Annotated in this window: 14 protein-coding genes, 1 pseudogene and 1 CRISPR repeat array; of the genes and pseudogenes, 2 read left to right on the plus strand and 13 right to left on the minus strand. The window is 69.6% G+C overall.

From position 1 onward, the window contains the following. Positions 1 to 11: 11 nt before the first annotated feature. A CRISPR array of direct repeats spans positions 12 to 1,256; the repeat unit is 28 nt; unit sequence GGAAGCCCCGCACCCGCGGGGATGAGCC. A 4-nt stretch (positions 1,257 to 1,260) separates the two neighbouring features. The 3 genes from ABD419_RS20365 to ABD419_RS20375 all read right to left on the minus strand — a co-directional run bounded on the left by ABD419_RS20365 (position 1,261) and on the right by ABD419_RS20375 (position 3,536). Further along, on the minus strand, positions 1,261 to 1,632 hold the full coding sequence (locus tag ABD419_RS20365) for an HXXEE domain-containing protein (protein ID WP_344490345.1): 372 nt from the start codon (positions 1,630 to 1,632) through the stop codon (positions 1,261 to 1,263). A gap of 847 nt (positions 1,633 to 2,479) precedes the next feature. After that, positions 2,480 to 2,728, minus strand: coding sequence for a DUF397 domain-containing protein (locus ABD419_RS20370; RefSeq protein WP_344490348.1), 249 nt, complete (start codon positions 2,726 to 2,728; stop codon positions 2,480 to 2,482). Then, complete coding sequence (locus ABD419_RS20375; protein WP_344490351.1) at positions 2,703 to 3,536, minus strand: Scr1 family TA system antitoxin-like transcriptional regulator; 834 nt, start codon at positions 3,534 to 3,536, stop codon at positions 2,703 to 2,705. The genes ABD419_RS20370 and ABD419_RS20375 overlap by 26 nt, the downstream gene beginning before the upstream one ends. 354 nt (positions 3,537 to 3,890) lie before the next feature. On the opposite strand from ABD419_RS20375, the gene ABD419_RS20380 reads away from it, so the two are divergent. Together ABD419_RS20380 and ABD419_RS20385 are read left to right on the plus strand one after the other, a co-directional pair. After that, on the plus strand, positions 3,891 to 4,193 hold the full coding sequence (locus tag ABD419_RS20380; protein WP_344490354.1) for a hypothetical protein: 303 nt from the start codon (positions 3,891 to 3,893) through the stop codon (positions 4,191 to 4,193). Then, the gene (locus tag ABD419_RS20385; RefSeq protein ID WP_344490356.1) at positions 4,186 to 4,509 is read left to right on the plus strand and encodes a hypothetical protein; all 324 of its coding nucleotides are present in this window, start codon (positions 4,186 to 4,188) and stop codon (positions 4,507 to 4,509) included. The genes ABD419_RS20380 and ABD419_RS20385 overlap by 8 nt, the downstream gene beginning before the upstream one ends. Positions 4,510 to 4,680: 171 nt before the next feature. Here ABD419_RS20385 and ABD419_RS20390 read toward each other — a convergent pair whose 3' ends face one another. The 10 genes and pseudogenes from ABD419_RS20390 to ABD419_RS20435 form a co-directional block, all read right to left on the minus strand. Continuing rightward, the gene (locus ABD419_RS20390; protein WP_344490358.1) at positions 4,681 to 5,271 is read right to left on the minus strand and encodes a hypothetical protein; all 591 of its coding nucleotides are present in this window, start codon (positions 5,269 to 5,271) and stop codon (positions 4,681 to 4,683) included. A 55-nt stretch (positions 5,272 to 5,326) separates the two neighbouring features. Beyond that, on the minus strand, positions 5,327 to 6,277 hold the full coding sequence (locus ABD419_RS20395) for a hypothetical protein (protein WP_344490361.1): 951 nt from the start codon (positions 6,275 to 6,277) through the stop codon (positions 5,327 to 5,329). Positions 6,278 to 6,318: 41 nt separating this feature from the next. Further along, positions 6,319 to 6,765, minus strand: a complete 447-nt coding sequence (locus ABD419_RS20400) for a hypothetical protein (protein WP_344490363.1) — start codon at positions 6,763 to 6,765, stop codon at positions 6,319 to 6,321. Between the two features lie 164 nt (positions 6,766 to 6,929). Beyond that, positions 6,930 to 7,850, minus strand: coding sequence for an LppU/SCO3897 family protein (locus ABD419_RS20405; protein WP_344490365.1), 921 nt, complete (start codon positions 7,848 to 7,850; stop codon positions 6,930 to 6,932). A gap of 90 nt (positions 7,851 to 7,940) precedes the next feature. Then, entirely contained in the window at positions 7,941 to 9,005 is a 1,065-nt protein-coding gene (locus ABD419_RS20410) for an alpha/beta hydrolase (protein ID WP_344490366.1), read from the minus strand. A 274-nt stretch (positions 9,006 to 9,279) separates the two neighbouring features. After that, entirely contained in the window at positions 9,280 to 11,568 is a 2,289-nt protein-coding gene (locus ABD419_RS20415; RefSeq protein WP_344490368.1) for an NACHT domain-containing protein, read from the minus strand. Positions 11,569 to 11,622: 54 nt separating this feature from the next. Further along, positions 11,623 to 11,934 (minus strand): annotated as a pseudogene (locus ABD419_RS20420) (NAD(P)-dependent oxidoreductase); the annotation flags it as partial. A 31-nt stretch (positions 11,935 to 11,965) separates the two neighbouring features. After that, positions 11,966 to 12,889, minus strand: coding sequence for an LppU/SCO3897 family protein (locus ABD419_RS20425; protein WP_344490371.1), 924 nt, complete (start codon positions 12,887 to 12,889; stop codon positions 11,966 to 11,968). Positions 12,890 to 12,976: 87 nt separating this feature from the next. Continuing rightward, positions 12,977 to 14,038, minus strand: coding sequence for an alpha/beta hydrolase (locus ABD419_RS20430; RefSeq protein WP_344490374.1), 1,062 nt, complete (start codon positions 14,036 to 14,038; stop codon positions 12,977 to 12,979). Then, entirely contained in the window at positions 14,035 to 15,153 is a 1,119-nt protein-coding gene (locus ABD419_RS20435) for a serine hydrolase domain-containing protein (protein ID WP_344490376.1), read from the minus strand. Before ABD419_RS20435 ends, ABD419_RS20430 begins: the two co-directional genes overlap by 4 nt. Between the last annotated feature and the right edge of the window lie 147 nt (positions 15,154 to 15,300).

Genomic DNA, 15,300 nt, shown 5'->3' on the forward strand with positions numbered 1-15,300 from the left:
TGCTCGCCGTCGGAAGCCCCGCACCCGCGGGGATGAGCCCCCTTGCCAGAGCCCCGCGAGCCGCGCTCGACCGGAAGCCCCGCACCCGCGGGGATGAGCCCCCGCCCCGCCCGGCCCCGTTTCGCGGCGGACTGGAAGCCCCGCACCCGCGGGGATGAGCCCATCGGGCACGTCGTGTTCGTCGTCCAGCCGCCGGAAGCCCCGCACCCGCTGGGATGAGCCCCCGCCGCGCAGGCTCGCGAAGTGGGCGTCGGAAGCCCCGCACCCGCGGGGATGAGCCGACGCTGAAGTACGCGGGCGGGCCGCGGGTCATGGAAGCCCCGCACCCGCGGGGATGAGCCGCACAAGGAGCTCGGGTTCGTCGCGGTCCGCTGGGAAGCCCCGCACCCGCGGGGATGAGCCCCGCCCGAGGGCCTCGTAGGTGGAGGTGACCTCGGAAGCCCCGCACCCGCGGGGATGAGCCCGGCGACGTGCACTCGATCTGGGATGTCATCGGGGAAGCCCCGCACCCGCGGGGATGAGCCTCGTTCAAGGACTTCCCCTCTCACCTTGTGGGTAGAAGCCCCGCACCCGCGGGGATGAGCCCATCGACGCGGACGACCGACTCGCGAACCATGCGGAAGCCCCGCACCCGCGGGGATGAGCCCGCGGTCGTGGCGACCGGCGACGGCACGACGGAGGAAGCCCCGCACCCGCGGGGATGAGCCTGGGTAGTGGCCGCGGCGGATCATGAGGATCTCGGAAGCCCCGCACCCGCGGGGATGAGCCGCGCTCGACCGCCTACATCGCCGCGATGAAGCTGGAAGCCCCGCACCCGCGGGGATGAGCCCCTCCCAGATCCGCACCTGGTTCCCGATCCTCGGGAAGCCCCGCACCCGCGGGGATGAGCCGTGCTAGGCGGCGGCCGCTATGGCCAGCCGCAGGGAAGCCCCGCACTCGCGGGGATGAGCCCCTCATCCACGGCGACGACATCCCCGGCGGCGCGGAAGCCCCGCACCCGCGGGGATGAGCCGAAGGTGCCGAGCTTGTCCTGGCCGTCCGAGCTGGAAGCCCCGCACCCGCGGGGATGAGCCGGACATCGCCAAGGCCTACGGCAAGACCTGCTTGGAAGCCCCGCACCCGCGGGGATGAGCCCAACGAAGTGATTCCGAGCCACGATCCGCCGAAGGAAGCCCCGCACCCGCGGGGATGAGCTCATCATGCAGTCCGCCCCTGACGATGTCGACAAGGAAGCCCCGCACCCGCGGGGATTGAGTTGGGTTACTTGGGGTTTCGGAATTTTGTGAGCCAGAGGAGGTCTGTCGGGAGGTTGAGGAGGAGGGCTGTGGCGACGCCGGGGGCGTAGCCGTTGTTGAGGAGGGCGAGGGGGAGGTGGGGGACGGCGACGTTGATGAGCATGACCGTGGCGAGGAGGGTGACCGGCCAGGTTCGATTGGTGCGGGTTGCGAAGAGCGTCAGAGCGAAGCCGATGAGGGTGACTGCCGCTGTCGCGAGTTGGAAGGCGGTGGGGGAGGGCCAGGGCATGGGGAGACCTGGTGGGAGGTCGGCGAGGAAGGCCGGGGCGGTCAGGGCCTCCTCGATGTTGTGGATCGCGAAGGCCCCGAACACCGCCCAAGCCCAGCCTTTTCTCATGTGCCAAGGCTATTGGAGCCGGGGTGTGGGGACGGGCCGGGCGTGAGGGGGCACCTCCAGGTGCTGCACTGGGCCGAGCGCATGAACGGCGAGGCCGGGGCGGCGGCCTGACAAGAGTGCGCCGAGGGTGCGGCGTGCCCGATTGAACCGGGTGCGGAGGGGGACGGGCCGCGGTGCCTTGTGGGCCTGCGCGAGTGACGCCGAGGAGGCCAGGAACCGCGACCAGGCCTGTTCGCGCAGTGGGCCGAAGTCCAGCGCTGGCAGTGGAACTGGTGTCGGTCTCGGGGTCGGGTATCGGGACGCGCCTGGAGCTGGAGCTGGAGCTGGAGTCGGGCTCGGGCTCGGAGTTCGCCTTTGTGTGGTGGACCCGGGGAGCGGGTCGGGGGACTCGTCGCGGCGATGACGGCCGGTCCGGAGGTCGGGCCGGTAGCCGGGAGTGGGGTGCCAGAGCCAGGGGCCCGGGTCTTGGGCGTCGTAGGGCCCGGTGCGGAATTCGTACCTTGAAAGGTTCCCCTGGGCGGGTGTCAGGCGGTTTTCAGGCAGCGTCGGCCACGGTATCGTCGTCAACGACATCAGAATTCTTCTTTCTGTGTTATGCCGCCCGGTGGACAAAGTTGGTAGCTGTAGCCACTGGGCGGCGCTTCGTCTGAGCGCCATGTGCGGTTGACACGACCGTGACATGGTCACAGAACGTGTTGATGAAAGCATGATGAGCGATCTGTTAGTTTGTCAACCCTCGTATGCGGTGTGTCGTCAAGTCTTATATGGACCCAGGCGTGCAGCGTGAAAAAGTAAGGGGCCCATCCTTTCGGGATGGGCCCCTCACTCGTGGGCTTGGTGCGGGGGTCTAGCGACCCGCCGCGCTGATCAGGCCGGTGAAGTCCGCAGCGGCGAGCACGAAGATCGGAGACTCCCCGCCGAGCTTCGAGTCACGGACCTCAAACGAGCCAGCGGTCGCGCGCGCTTCCACGCAGTTGGAGTCGCTGGTTCCGCTGCTGCGGGTGCTTTTACGCCATGTCTGGCGGCACTCGACGCAGTTGTTCGAGTCCGTGCCGCTGCTGCGGGTGCTCTTACGCCAAGCGGTCGCGCTTCGCATCGAGATACTCCTCCAGTGGTGTTGCACGACGCCAGTTCGGCTCGATCGGCCCATGGTACAACTCCACTCGGGCAGGATCCTCGATGCACCAGGTGCGGTCGCGGATCTGGGCGAAGACAAATTTCGGCCCCGCAGTGAGGCTACCTGCGGGAACGAATAGCTCGTAACTGCCGCCGAGGGTGTGATTCCCGGCCATGATCTTGATGTCGAAATTGGGCAGAGAGTTCCACTCCCGCAGAAGATCGATCTGTTCGCGGCGGTGTCCCGCTTCGAGCTCCTTCAGCCACGAAATCGCCGCTTCTCCGATGATGAAGTGGGCGGTGAAGGGGTTTGTTCGTGCGCGAAGGGCCGTGCCGCGGCGAACTTTGAAGCTTCGGCCGAAGTTCGAGACCTCGTCGCTGGTGCCTTCGAGCGGTTGAAGGATCAGATAATGAAATGGTTCCGTTTGGAGGACTCCAGGGATCGTGTCCGGAACCCACTTAAAGGTGTAGTTGTAGTGCCGCTCCCCCTTCTCGAGCATGATCGCATTGAACCGCGGATCGAACTCCAGGCCAGGTCGGTCGGCCTTCTTGGTGCGGACCACCTCCTGGACATACAGGATCCGCTCCTCATCTGCGCCTCCGAATCGGGTGATGATCTCGCGGACGTCGCCGACCGAAGGTTGACCCTTTCCCAACTTCCAGTTGGCAATGGTCTGAGGGCTGACATCAAGGGCCCGTGCCACTTCAGCATCGGTTGCGCCGCTGTCATCGATGCAGTCGGTGAGGTCTTGAACGCCGAACCAGTTCGAGAGCGAAAACTTGGCCATGAGATGTACCCCGCATCTGGTGGGAAGTGCGCTGCTGGCCAATCATGATGACATATGAGGTCCAATTGCGAAACTCGCGCTATTGACATAAAGCGCTGCACCCCAAGAAATTTGAGCCTCGAACAACCCCAAAAATTTTGGCCTAAAAATTTGAGACAGCACTCCCAGCGAAGAACTAGCTGGTCGTGTCGTGTTGCTACCAGCGGAAACACCGCCTACCGTGAAGTCACGGGAGTCGCCGGATGCGGCTCTCGATTGGTGGGTAAGCCGGAAGGCCGGGCCAACACCCTTGCGGGTGGCGGCCTTCCGGTGCCGCTCGATCGGATATCCGACACTCCCGAATGGAGTACGAGCATGGCTGACACGACCGAATTGACTCGGGGCTCGTTCCGTGACGACTATCGGACCTACTCGGTCCGCGCCTCCAGCGCCGATGCGCCGGACTCGTTCCAGGTGATCGCCGGAGGCCGCGAGGACATCGTCCTGATCATCACCGGACTGAACTCCGGCGACCTCAAGGCGACCTGGGGCCAGTACTGGGCCCGTCTGAAACCACAGGACAAGATCTGGCTCGAAGAGCAGGCGTTCCGGGTCTTCTACCGCGGCCGGCACATCGTCCGGGCCGCGCCCATCTCGACTCGGTTCTGCAATGGGTAGTCCGCGCAACCCCGGCGACGACCCGTACAACCTGCGTTCGGACGGCAAGCCCGGCGTCGACGGCTACGTGGGCGACTTCCGGCGCGGTCCGGCGGCGTTCACGCTGTACAGCCTGGGCGCCGATCACCCGGGCCGGCCGAACCGGATCATCGGGTACCTGCTCGACGTCGACGACGGCGCGGGCCCGCGCGAGTGCTGCCGGTTCACCGACGACCCCGAGGACGTCCCCGAGTGGTCCGGCGCCTGGCAGGGCGACCAGTGGTGCGCCTGGCTCCTGGAGCAGTGCCGCGCCCTCATCGCCGACCCCGAGACCTGACCCTCCCCAAGGCCCGGTCGGGGGTTGGTGGACCCCCGACCGGGCACCTCGAACGGGGGCCGGGCGATCCGTGGTGGGAGACGCCCGGCCCCTCTCGCATGCTGAGCAGGCGTCTTGCGCGCGAGCGAGCGGACTCCGCCATCACCCGTCCCCTGATCCGCAGGAGCGGTCCTAGTCGGCGAAGGCCGACCGCACGAGTTCACCGAGCTCGACCGTCAGATCCTCGATCGGAACGGCCCCGGGGCCGAACGCCGCACTGTCGAAGTCGGCCTCGCTCCCCAAGGGCCGGCTGGTCACCTTCAGTTCGAGGTTGCCGTCCGACGCCATGCACTCGAAGGCCCAGGACTCGACCTCGGACGTGGCGCGACGGCAGAGCCCGTGCTCGAACCCTTCGACCTGCTCCGACTCGATCACCCAGCCGCCCACCGCGGACTCGGATCGCTCGCCGTCGAAGCCCGACGAGTCGGTGTCCTCGAAGACCACGATCCGCAAAGAGAGCCGCTGGCCGCGGTGCTCGTCGGGATCCGGCTGCCAATCCCAGTCGCAGGCGTACTCCTTGAACGCACCCCCGAAGTCGGCGATCCCCGGACTCGACACCGGCGCCTCGGCCCAGCCAAGCACCTCGACGATGTTCGACTCGCCTCCCAAGCACTCCTCCGCCCAGGGGTCCGGGGCGGCGAACCCGTACCTGAGGTCGGGGGCCGCGAGCACTCGCCAACCGATGCCCGCCACCACGAGCACGAGCAGGGTCGGCACCGCCACCAGGAGGAAGGAGCGAAACGACGGTGGGCCCGGCCGCCGGGACGATGCGTTCGTATCAGGCACTGGACTCATGGTAGAAGCTCTCAGTGTCCACTTCGTCCCCTCCCGGCGGCGCGGGGACGGCGATCTGGTGCATGTTCCACTGGCTCCTCGCCGCGTCGATCTCCGCGTAGAGCTCGTCGTCGAGACTCCTGATCACGTCCTCGATGCCGCTGACCGCCTCGGCGAGGGTGTCGACGAACTCGGTCGGGTTGATCGCCCTGAGCTCAGCGTGCTTCTGCGAGAGCGTGAAGGTGGCCTGGATCAGCGAGGAACCGCCACCGGCCACGGACCCCGTCACCGTGAGCGCGGCGGTGGCACCGGTCGCCGCGACGCCGCCCAGGACCGCCGCACCGACGCTGAGCACCGCCGTGATCGCGGCGTTGTCGAGCTCCTTCTGGGTGTCCTTGTACTTCTGGATCATCTGGTCGGCCTGCAGATGAGCGGCCGCGATCATTGCCCGAACCGCCTCGTTCACCTGCAGGATCACCGTGTGCAGGGACGCGCAGGCGTTGATCGCGACCGCGAAGAGCTCCGCTTGGCGGGCCTGGGCGGGCTCGTATCCGCTGAAGTAGTCCTCGAACGCCTCCGCGGCGTCGCCGTACCAGTTGCCGATGTTCGTGAGGATGTTGCCGGGCGCGCCAGCCAGGTCCGACATGTTCAAGGCCGCGGATTCGAAGACCGCCTCCGCATCGATGTACGGCTGCGGATCGAGGCCCACGACCGTCCGGCACCGCTCGGGAATGGTGCCGAGTTCGGGGTAGCCGTTGCCGGAGACGACCGCTCCCTGCTCGGACCTGATCGTCTCGTACTTGAACCAGAACGAGTCGAACGGATTCATCAGGCTCGTGACCGGCGTCAGCACGTGCACCGCCTCCGCCGCCTGCTGCAGCGCCTGCATGTCGTAGAGCTTCACGGCGAGGTCGTGGATGTCGCTGTCGAGTTCCTCGAGTCTGTAGAGCCCCAAGGGAAACCTCCTCGGTTGGATGATCGGGTGCGGAGAGCGGGTCAGTCGTGTGCGACCGGGCCCCGGCCGCCGGTGCCCGACGGGTAGACGGGGTCGTGCGGGCCCGCGGTGGGCACGCCTGAGGGGAAGCCGTCGGTGACCAGGGAGTCGAAGTCGGACCGGGTCGCATCGTCCGTGTCGGCGTAGTTCTCGGTGACCTCGATGAGCGTCCTGGCGGCGGACTCGACGTTCTGGCTCGAACGCGCGAAGGCGTACTGCACGTCGTCTCGGATCGCCTGGAGGCCCGAGCCGGAGCGGAGCGCGCTCTGGCCGCGTGCCACCGTCTCGGCGACAGGCGGCGGATCGAGGTCGAAGTCGCTGGACCTGCCGACCTGAGCCGACAGCGAACTGTAGGTCTCGGCGAGCGGGAGGAGGTCTTTCTGCGCGACTTCGTACAGTTCGTAGAGGTCGGCGGCGAACTGGCCGCCTTCGCCGGGGGAGTCGGGCACGGGGGAGCTCCATAGTGTCGCAGGGGGTCGCAGCGTATGAGCCACAGAGGAGTTCGCGTCATTGCGAGGTCACCAGAGGTTACCGTGGATTTGTCGCCCATGTGGTACTTGCCGGTTGCGTGCAGCGGGGCGGTCCGACCTCCGCCGGTGCCGAGGTCAGGGGTTCAGAGCCATGCCCAGCACACCGTGTACGCGTACTCCGGGAAGACGCTGCTTCGCCATGTGGCCCAGCCGTACCCGTCGCAGAACGCCTGCGCGTCGTAGTCCGGAGTGTGCCCGGTGACGTACACGTTCGACTCGGAGCAGTCGGCGAACTCGAAGGTCCGGTCGCCCTCCTCGCCGCTCGCGTACATGCAGTCGTCGACACGCGCGAAGGCCATGTCGTCGGGGTACTCCATCCGCATGCACAGCAGCAGGTCCTGCTCCGCGATGTAGCCGGGGAATTCGACCGCGCCGTTGTAGTACTCCCACTCGGAGCAGCGGTCGGCCTCGCGCTCGCCCCAGAACCGTTCGAGGACCAGGTAGTCGCCCGGGTCGCAGTCGGTGACCCGGTAGGTGTCGTCGTCGGCGCGGGTGACGCAGTCGCCGGGAGCGGCGTAGTAGGCGTCGCCCCATGGGTGGAGGTAGTGCAGGCAGAGCACGGAGCCGTACCCGGGGTCGTGGCCGAAGACCGAGCCGGTGACGCCGTCGCAGTCGTGGACGTCGCCGCCGTCGAAGACCTCCACGACCTCGAAGGCGCCGGGGTCGCAGCCCGAGGGCTCCAGGTCGAAGTCGTCGGCAACGCCGGCGTTCTCGAAGCAGTCGCCGACCCGGGCGGTGGCGACCGGATCGGTCGGCTCGTCCGTCGCCGGCTCGTACGGTGAAGGGCTCCAGGACGTGTCGGCGGAGCTGGGTGCCGCGTCGGGGGTCTGCGCCGCGGTCGGGGGTTCGTAGAGCGGTTTGTCCTCGGTGTCGAAGGTGAAGGCGAAGAACCCGATCACGAGTCCGGCCAGCACTTCGATCACGATCGCCATGCCCAGCCTCTTGAAGAGTCGGGAGTCGGAGTCGTCGTGCTCCGAGTCCGCGCCGTTCGGCGTGCTCGCCACGAGGGGCCTCGCTTTCTTCGTTCGCGATCCGTCGGGGGCCCGGAAACGCGGCGCGGCGATGTGGGTCGCCGCGCCGCCTCGGTGGTGGACTCAGGGGTGCTGGAGCTCGGCCATGATCAGCGCAGTGAAGTGGTGCATGTCGGCGCGGAGGCAGGGGAGCTGCGCGTGCTTGCCGGTGCAGCCCGGCGCCCACGAGGAGCCGTCGCCGTAGTCGACGAGCGTGTGGGGGACGCCGGCGGCGTCGAGGTTGGCGGAGGTCGTGTAGGCCATCACGCGGGCCCGGTGCTCCATGACCGCCTGGACCGGGTTGTCCGCGAGGTCGCCGCCGTTGCCCGTGTACAGGGCGACGCCCATGCCGCTCAGCGACCCGACGTGCTGGGCGGGGCTCAGCCGGTTCCAGTTGCCGTCGAAGGGCCAGAACGGGTTCCCGAAGATCGCGTCGGGATAGACCGTCGGGAGGCCCGCGTTCGGGAGCTGCGTACTGCCCATCACCGCGGCGCGCATCTCCTGGTTCAGCAGGTCGAGTCCGCCGGAGAAGCTGCCGACGTAGCTGAACAGGTCCGGCCTGCGCTCGGCGTACCCCATCGCGCCGAAGCCGCCCATGGAGTGTCCGGAGATCGCCCGGCCCTCCCTCGCGGCGATGGTCGACAGGTTCGCGTCGATGAACGGGATCAACTGCTCCAGGTGGAACGTCTCCCAGTTCTGGAGGCCCAGCCCGCCCGGGTACACCCAGTTCGTGTACCAGCCGCGGCCGCCGCCGTTGGGCGCCACGGTGATCACCGGTTCGTCCGCTGTGGACTCCTCCACGATGTCGAGGAGGCCGACGGAGTTCGGGTAGTCGGCCACGCCGTGGAGCGTGTAGTGCACGGGGTACTCGACCGCGGGGTCGTAGCCCTCGGGGAGGGTCACCATGACCACGTGCTCGCCGGAGACCTGGCCCGGCAGCACGGTGAACGCCGGGACCTCCTCGGTCGTCACGGTGAACAGGAAGGTGCGGTCGCTGCCCGGAACCCACTCCGGCTGCGCGATGACGGTGAGCCCGTGGGCGTCCGCGAGGTCCGGCAGCGCGTTGGCCGCGTGCGCGGAGGGGGTCGCGAGGCCGCCCGCGGCGAGGACGCCCGCCGCGGCGGCACCCAGGATCGCGGGGGCTCTCATGCGACACCCCGCTGGACGGCGCGGACTCGCTCCGGTCCCGGCAGGTCGGGGTGGCGACGTCCGGATTCGACGCGTCGGTCGCGTCCGGCGAGCGTGATCGCCGCCGCCCACCGCTTGATGTTCCCAGTCATGTGTCAGCCCTTTGCTCGTGACGGCGGGCCGCGGGGAACTCCCGGGCCGGCCGTCTCCCGCCGCCGGGCGGCGCCCGGCGGAATCGACACCACCGATGCTGGGACAGGCAGTGGGCCAAGCCAAGAGGAAACGGGGCGGCCATCTATGTCCGCCCGGGACCACCAGGGGTTTCACGGGTCGCAGCGGCCCTGTGGGTCGCGGCGAGATGGTCTTGGAGCCGTGCGTGGCGGAACTGGTAGACCACGCCGGAGCGCCGCAGGACCCCGCGCCGGTAGGCGTCGTCGAGGAACTCGGGCACCGCCCACGGGAGCCTCCCGGTGAGCGGCAGCCAGAGCCGGCCGAACACGATCCACTGCCCCCACGCCGTCATCGCCAGCGCGTACCCGACCGCGCCGATGAAGCCGCCGTACAGGCCGAGGCCCACACCCTCGCTGAGGGAGAACGTCCACGTGCCGGCCTCCGGGGGGAGGAGCCCGAGCAGCTGCACCGCCGTCCAGAGTGTGAGCGGTATGAGGACCACGAGGGCAGGCGAGAACAGGACGGCCTGCACGAGGACGGTGCGACGGGTCGAGCGGATGAGGTCGTCCGGGCTCTGCACGGACCGCACGTCGAGGGGCCGCTCCCACAGGGCGATGCACATGTAGGTGACGCCCGTGGCGAACCCGATGGTCAGGCCGATGAGCAGCGCGTTGAAGAGCATGTACTGGAGCACCAGTACCGGCTCGGTGCCGAGGACGACGCCTCGGAGGAGCTCCCGGGACGCGCCGTAGCAGAAGCCGATGAGGAGCCCCGCTGCGAACCCGATCCTGAAGCGCCGGAGCAGGTTTCGGGGCGGGCCGGGTGGTCTCCCCCGGAAGCGCACCTGCATGCCGGACGGTTCGAGGGCCGCGCCCCGGTACTTGGCGAGGAGGCCGTGGGCGACGCCGACGGCCGCGCCGGCCGTGAGGTCGATGGCGGCGGCGCTGACGTACTGGATCGGCAGGTAGTCCATGAGGATCGCGAACACGACGACGTCGACGACGGTGAAGGGCAGACCGAACACCAGTGCCATGACGGCCATCCGGGCGGGGCGGCGCATCGACGTGCCCAGGCGCCACCATGCGAGGTCGCGCTCTCGGAGCCGGTGCAGGTGCGCCGCGAGGTGGCCGTGCCAGTGGCGGACGCGCTCGGGATCGAAACGGCGGTGCTCGTCCTGGTGGCGGTAGGCGGTGGGGATGAGGTTGCCGAGGAGGTGCGTCTCGACGTCCGCGACGGTGCGGAACCGGTGAACGTCGAGGAGTTCGGCCGGGTCGTGGCCGGGGGCGTCGTTGTAGATGGTGCGGGCGAGGGAGACCATGAGCGGCGTGGTGAACGCCGCGGCGAGGGACTCGGTGGCCTCCGTGCGGGTGTCTCCTTGCAGCGCTTCGAGGACGGGCTCCCAGATCGAGGCGCCGTCATCGCCGGTCCTGCGGGTGGTCCGAAGCAGGTATTCGGCGAGGTCGTCCGGGGTGAGGTCGCTCAGTTCGACGCAGGCCGCGGCGGTGAGCACGTCGGACTCGGCCACGGCCTTCCGGTACTCGTCGGTGCGGCTGGTGAGGATCAGGGGCATCGACGTCGATCGGTTGAGTTTCTCCAGGGGGTCGCGGACGAGGTCGCGGGCGATCTCGTCGAAGCCGTCGAGCACCGGCAGGACGAGGTCGTTCTCGATGAGGGCGGTGGCGAGCGGGGTCTGGTCGGGGAGCGTGTTCCCGAGGGCGGGGTGGTCGCGCAGCAGCTGCGAGGCGAGCCAGGTGCGCAGGTCGGCCCGGGGGTTCCAGGAGCTGAGGTTGAAGATCACCGGCACCGGGTCGCCGGACCGGCGGTGCTCCAGCAGGTCCATGACGAGGCGGACCGCGAGGATCGTCTTCCCGGAGCCGGTCCGGCCCACCACGACCAGCCTTCCGGTCGGGACGCCGGCGTACATGTCCGCGATGTGCTTCAACTCGCCGGACAGGTCGAGGCGGGCGTGCCTGCCGCGCGACCCGGCGCCGAAGACGTTCCTGCCGTGGTCGCTCAGCGTCTCCTCGACCCGCCATCTGACCGGCAGCGGGGCGGGGTCGTGGACCTGGCGCTGCTCCTCCTCGCGCTTCCACTGGCCGCGCACCCGGTACGCGAGCGCGTCGGCGGCGGCCGTGAGCTCGGCGTGGAACGGGGGGTCGGGCCGCGGCGACCCGCGGTCGGCCGACTGCTCGCGGAGGCCGGCCGCCGTCAGCAGCTCGGCGTACTCCGAGCGCGTCAGCCGCAGCGCGTCGGCGAGCAGTCGGATCGTCTCGACCTGGGGGTTGCACTGGTCGCTGTTCTCATACCGCCGGATGGTGCGGATGCCCACTCCCGACTCCTCCTCCAACCGCTTCTGCGACATGTCGCGGCGCAGTCGGTGGGAGCGCAGCAGTAAACCGAAGGGGGAGGCCATCGGACAATCATACGATTCCGCCCGATCGGCGCACCCCCCGCAGCGGCGGACGTTTCAGGCCTGCCGCCACAGGGTCGCCGGGTCGACCCGGTGCGCCAGGTGCGCCCCGCGGGCCCAGCGTTCGGCCTCCTCGACCATGAAGAGCCCCATGCGGGAGAGCTCGTTGCCGTGCGAGCCGGCGAGGTGCGGGGTGAGGAACGCGTTGGGGAGGTCGTAGAGCGGGGACCCGGCGGGGAGGGGTTCGGGGTGGGTCACGTCGATGACGGCGGAGAGGCGGCCGGCCGCGACTTCGGCGGTGAGTGCGTCGGTGTCGACGAGGCGGCCGCGGGCGGTGTTGACGACGACCGCGCCGTGAGGGCCGACCGCATCGCGGCCGGCCCCTTCACTGTCGACGGGGTCAGAGCCAGTTCCAGCAGACCGTGTAGGCGTGCTCGGGGAACGTGTAGCTCTGCCAGTAGGCCGATCCGTGCGATCCGCAGAACGCGGTGTCGTTGTACTCGCCGGTGCGGCCGGTGACGTAGGCGTTCGCCTGGGAGCAGTCGACGAACTCGAACGTCCGGTCGTCTCCCGATCCGCTCGTGTAGAGGCAGTCGTCGACCTCGGCGAACCCCATGTCGTCGGGGTACACGATCCGCATGCACAGCAGCAGATCCTGGTCGTCGATGTAGCCGGGGAAGTCGAGCGAGCTGTTGTAGTACTCCCACTCGGAGCAGGAGTAGGAGCCCTCCTCGCCCCAGAACGTCTCCAGGACCTGGAGGTCGCCCGGGGCGCAGTCGGTGGTCGTGTAGGTGTCGTCGTCGAGGCGGGTGACGCACTCGCCGGACTCGGCGTAGTACGCGTCGCCCCAGGGGTGCAGGTAGCTCAGGCAGAACACCGAGCCGTAGCCGGGGGCGTGGCCGAACATGGAGCGGTCGACGCCGTCGCAGTCGTCGCCGTCGTCGCCGCCGTAGATCTCGACGACCTCGAACGCGCCTGGGTCGCAGTCCGAGTACGCCAGGTCGAAGGCGTCGGTCGACCCCGCGTTGGTGAAGCAGTCGCCGACCTCGACGTCGGCGTACGGGTTCGTGACGGCCGCCTCGGTCGTTGGGGGCCAGTCGGTCGGGCTGGCGGAGGGCCAGTCGGTGATCGGCGTGCTGAACGGCGGCGTCGGGTCGCGGGTCGGGGTCGGCGGCTCGCCGTGGCCTCCGAACTGGAAGACCAGGCCGAAGACGGCGATGACGATGCCGGCGAGGACTTCGATGACGACGGCCATGCCCACCTTGTCGAACATGCGGGAGGCGGCGTCGCCGGGGGGTTTCGTGTCGGTCGAGGAGTCGGTCATGGGGGACTCGCATTCTCTCCCGCCCCACCGGCGGGAGGGAGGGGTCGGTGCGGCACGGCGATGTCGGGCGCCGTGCCGCACCGGGCTCTACGGGTGCTCGAGATCGGCCATGATCAGCGAGACGAAGTGGTCCATGTCGGCCTGGAGGCACGGGAGCTGCGCGTGCTTGCCGGTGCAGCCCGGCGCCCACCCGCTCCCGTCCCCGTAGTCGACGAACTCGTGCGGGATGCCCGCGGCGTCGAGGTAGTCGGAGGTGACGACGGCCATCACGCGGGCGCGGTGCTCGACGACCGCCTGGACCGGGTTCACCGTGAGGTCGCCGCCGTCGCCGACGTACAGCGCGACGCCCATGCCGCGCAGGGACGACACGTGCTGGGCCGGGCTCAGCCGGTTCCAGGCGCCGTCGAACGGCCAGATCGGGGTCCCGAAGACCGCGTCGAGCGCGACGGTCGGGGTCCCGTAGGCCGGCAGCTGGGTCGAGCCGAGCACGGCGGCGCGCATCTCCTGGTTGAGCAGGTCGAGCCCGCCGGAGAAGCTGCCGACGTACCCGAACAGGTCCGGCCTGCGCTCGGCGTACCCGAAGGCGCCGAGGCCGCCCATGGAGTGGCCGGAGATCGCCCGGCCCTCCTTGGAGGCGATGGTGGCGAGGTTGGCGTCGATGAACGGGATGAGCTGCTCCAGGTGGAACGTCTCCCAGTTCTGGGGTCCGAGCGCGCCCGGGTACACCCAGTCCGTGTACCAGCCGCGGCCGCTGCCGTTCGGCGCCACCGTGATCACCGGTTCGTCCGCTGTGGACGATTCGACGACGTTCTTGAGCCAGACGGCGTTCGGGTAGTCGCCGCCGCCGTGGAGCGTGTAGTGCACGGGGTACTCGGTGCCGCCGTCGTAGCCCTCGGGGAGCGTCACCATGACGGCGTGCTCGCCGGACACCTGGCCCGGCATCACCGAGTACGCGGGGACCTCGGCGGTGGCGACGGTGAAGGTGAACGTGCGGTCCGAGCCGTCGGCCCACTCGGGCTGCCCGATCACGGTGAGCCCGTGGGCGTCCGCGAGCTGCGGCGGTGCCTCGGCGGCGTGGGCCGCGGGGGCGGTGAGGGCGCCCGCCGCGATGGCGGCCGCGAGGCAGAGCCCGCGCACCGCGCGCCTCACGACGCCGCTCCTTCGCAGAGCGCGGCGTCGAGCACGTCGACCCGGGTGGGCGTCGACTCGGCGATGAAGGCGTTGGTCACCAGCGAGGCGAAGCGGCCGTCGTCGGTGACGAGGGTGATCGAGGAGTGCCCGGTCGTGAGGTTCCCGGCGTGGCCCCAGGCCTCGCCGCCGCACGAGAGGTCGAACCGCATGAGCCCCAGGCCGAAGTCGGCGTCGTACACCGTCGAGTCCACGGTCGTGCGCATCTCCTCCAGCGACTCCGGGGAGAGCACCTCGCCCGCGGCGAGCGCCTGCTGGAACGCGACGACGTCGGGCATCGTGGAGGTCAGGGCGCCCGCGGCGCCGGCGTAGGACATCTCCATGTTGGCCGTGGTGTCGAACCAGTAGAAGACCGGCCCGATGCGCCCGCCGGAGTACCCGGGCAGGAACGGGCTCGGCATCGAGCGGTCGCCGGGGGCCGGGTACGAGGTCTCGGTCAGCCCGAGCGGCTCGATGAGGCGGTCGGTGATCGCCGCGGCCGCGGTCTGGCCGGTGCGCTCCTCGATGAGCATGGCCGCCAGGGAGTAGTTCACGTTCGAGTAGCCCCAGCCGGCGCCGGGCGCGAACTGCGGCGGCTGGGCCGTGCCGGCCGCGACCAGCTCGGCGGGGGAGTAGACGCCGTCGGCGCCCGCGGAGGCGTTCAGCGGGTCGCGGGCGATCCCGCTGGTGTGCTGGAGGATCTGGCGCACGGAGATGTCGTCCCCGTCGTAGTGCGCGCCGCCGACGACGCCCGGCAGGTACTGCTCGATGGGCGCGTCGAGGTCCACCAGGCCCTCGTCGACCAGTTGCAGCACCACGGCGGCGGTGAACGTCTTGGTCTGGCTCGCGATGCGGAAGTGGTCGTCGGCGGTGAACGCGCGGTTCGTGAAGACCTTCGCCGTGCCGCTGCTCAGCGTCCAGGAGCCGGCGGCGTCGCCGGCGTAGAGCCCGGCGCCGGGGCCGCCGGACTCGCGCTGGTACTCGTCGAGGAGCGCCTGCGTCGCCGCGTGGTCCTGCGCCTGCGCCGGTGCGGCCGGCAGCACCACCGCGATCGCGAGTGCGACCGCCGCGAGCCATCGCGTGTACTTCCCTGTCATGTCGGCTCCTTGCTCGTGACCGCGGCACCTGCCGGTCCGCGCTGCCCGCCGGATCTCGGCGGCGACCTTTCGATCGTCGGGTCGGGAGCATCGTCGCGGCAACGGTCCCCGGCCGGTCACTCATCGGTCATTCATGTCCGATGCCGT

It is taken from the genome of Glycomyces endophyticus (genome assembly GCF_039531525.1).
GTDB lineage: Bacteria > Actinomycetota > Actinomycetes > Mycobacteriales > Micromonosporaceae > Glycomyces > Glycomyces endophyticus.

Excerpts from the sequence above, each read along its gene's own strand:
- ABD419_RS20365 (WP_344490345.1), bottom strand. The coding sequence starts at position 1,632 with ATGAGAAAAGGCTGGGCTTGGGCGGTGTTCGGGGCCTTCGCGATCCAC.
- ABD419_RS20370 (WP_344490348.1), bottom strand. The coding sequence starts at position 2,728 with ATGCGAAGCGCGACCGCTTGGCGTAAGAGCACCCGCAGCAGCGGCACG.
- ABD419_RS20375 (WP_344490351.1), bottom strand. The coding sequence starts at position 3,536 with ATGGCCAAGTTTTCGCTCTCGAACTGGTTCGGCGTTCAAGACCTCACC.
- ABD419_RS20380 (WP_344490354.1), top strand. The coding sequence starts at position 3,891 with ATGGCTGACACGACCGAATTGACTCGGGGCTCGTTCCGTGACGACTAT.
- ABD419_RS20385 (WP_344490356.1), top strand. The coding sequence starts at position 4,186 with ATGGGTAGTCCGCGCAACCCCGGCGACGACCCGTACAACCTGCGTTCG.
- ABD419_RS20410 (WP_344490366.1), bottom strand. The coding sequence starts at position 9,005 with ATGAGAGCCCCCGCGATCCTGGGTGCCGCCGCGGCGGGCGTCCTCGCC.
- ABD419_RS20415 (WP_344490368.1), bottom strand. The coding sequence starts at position 11,568 with ATGGCCTCCCCCTTCGGTTTACTGCTGCGCTCCCACCGACTGCGCCGC.
- ABD419_RS20425 (WP_344490371.1), bottom strand. The coding sequence starts at position 12,889 with ATGACCGACTCCTCGACCGACACGAAACCCCCCGGCGACGCCGCCTCC.
- ABD419_RS20435 (WP_344490376.1), bottom strand. The coding sequence starts at position 15,153 with ATGACAGGGAAGTACACGCGATGGCTCGCGGCGGTCGCACTCGCGATC.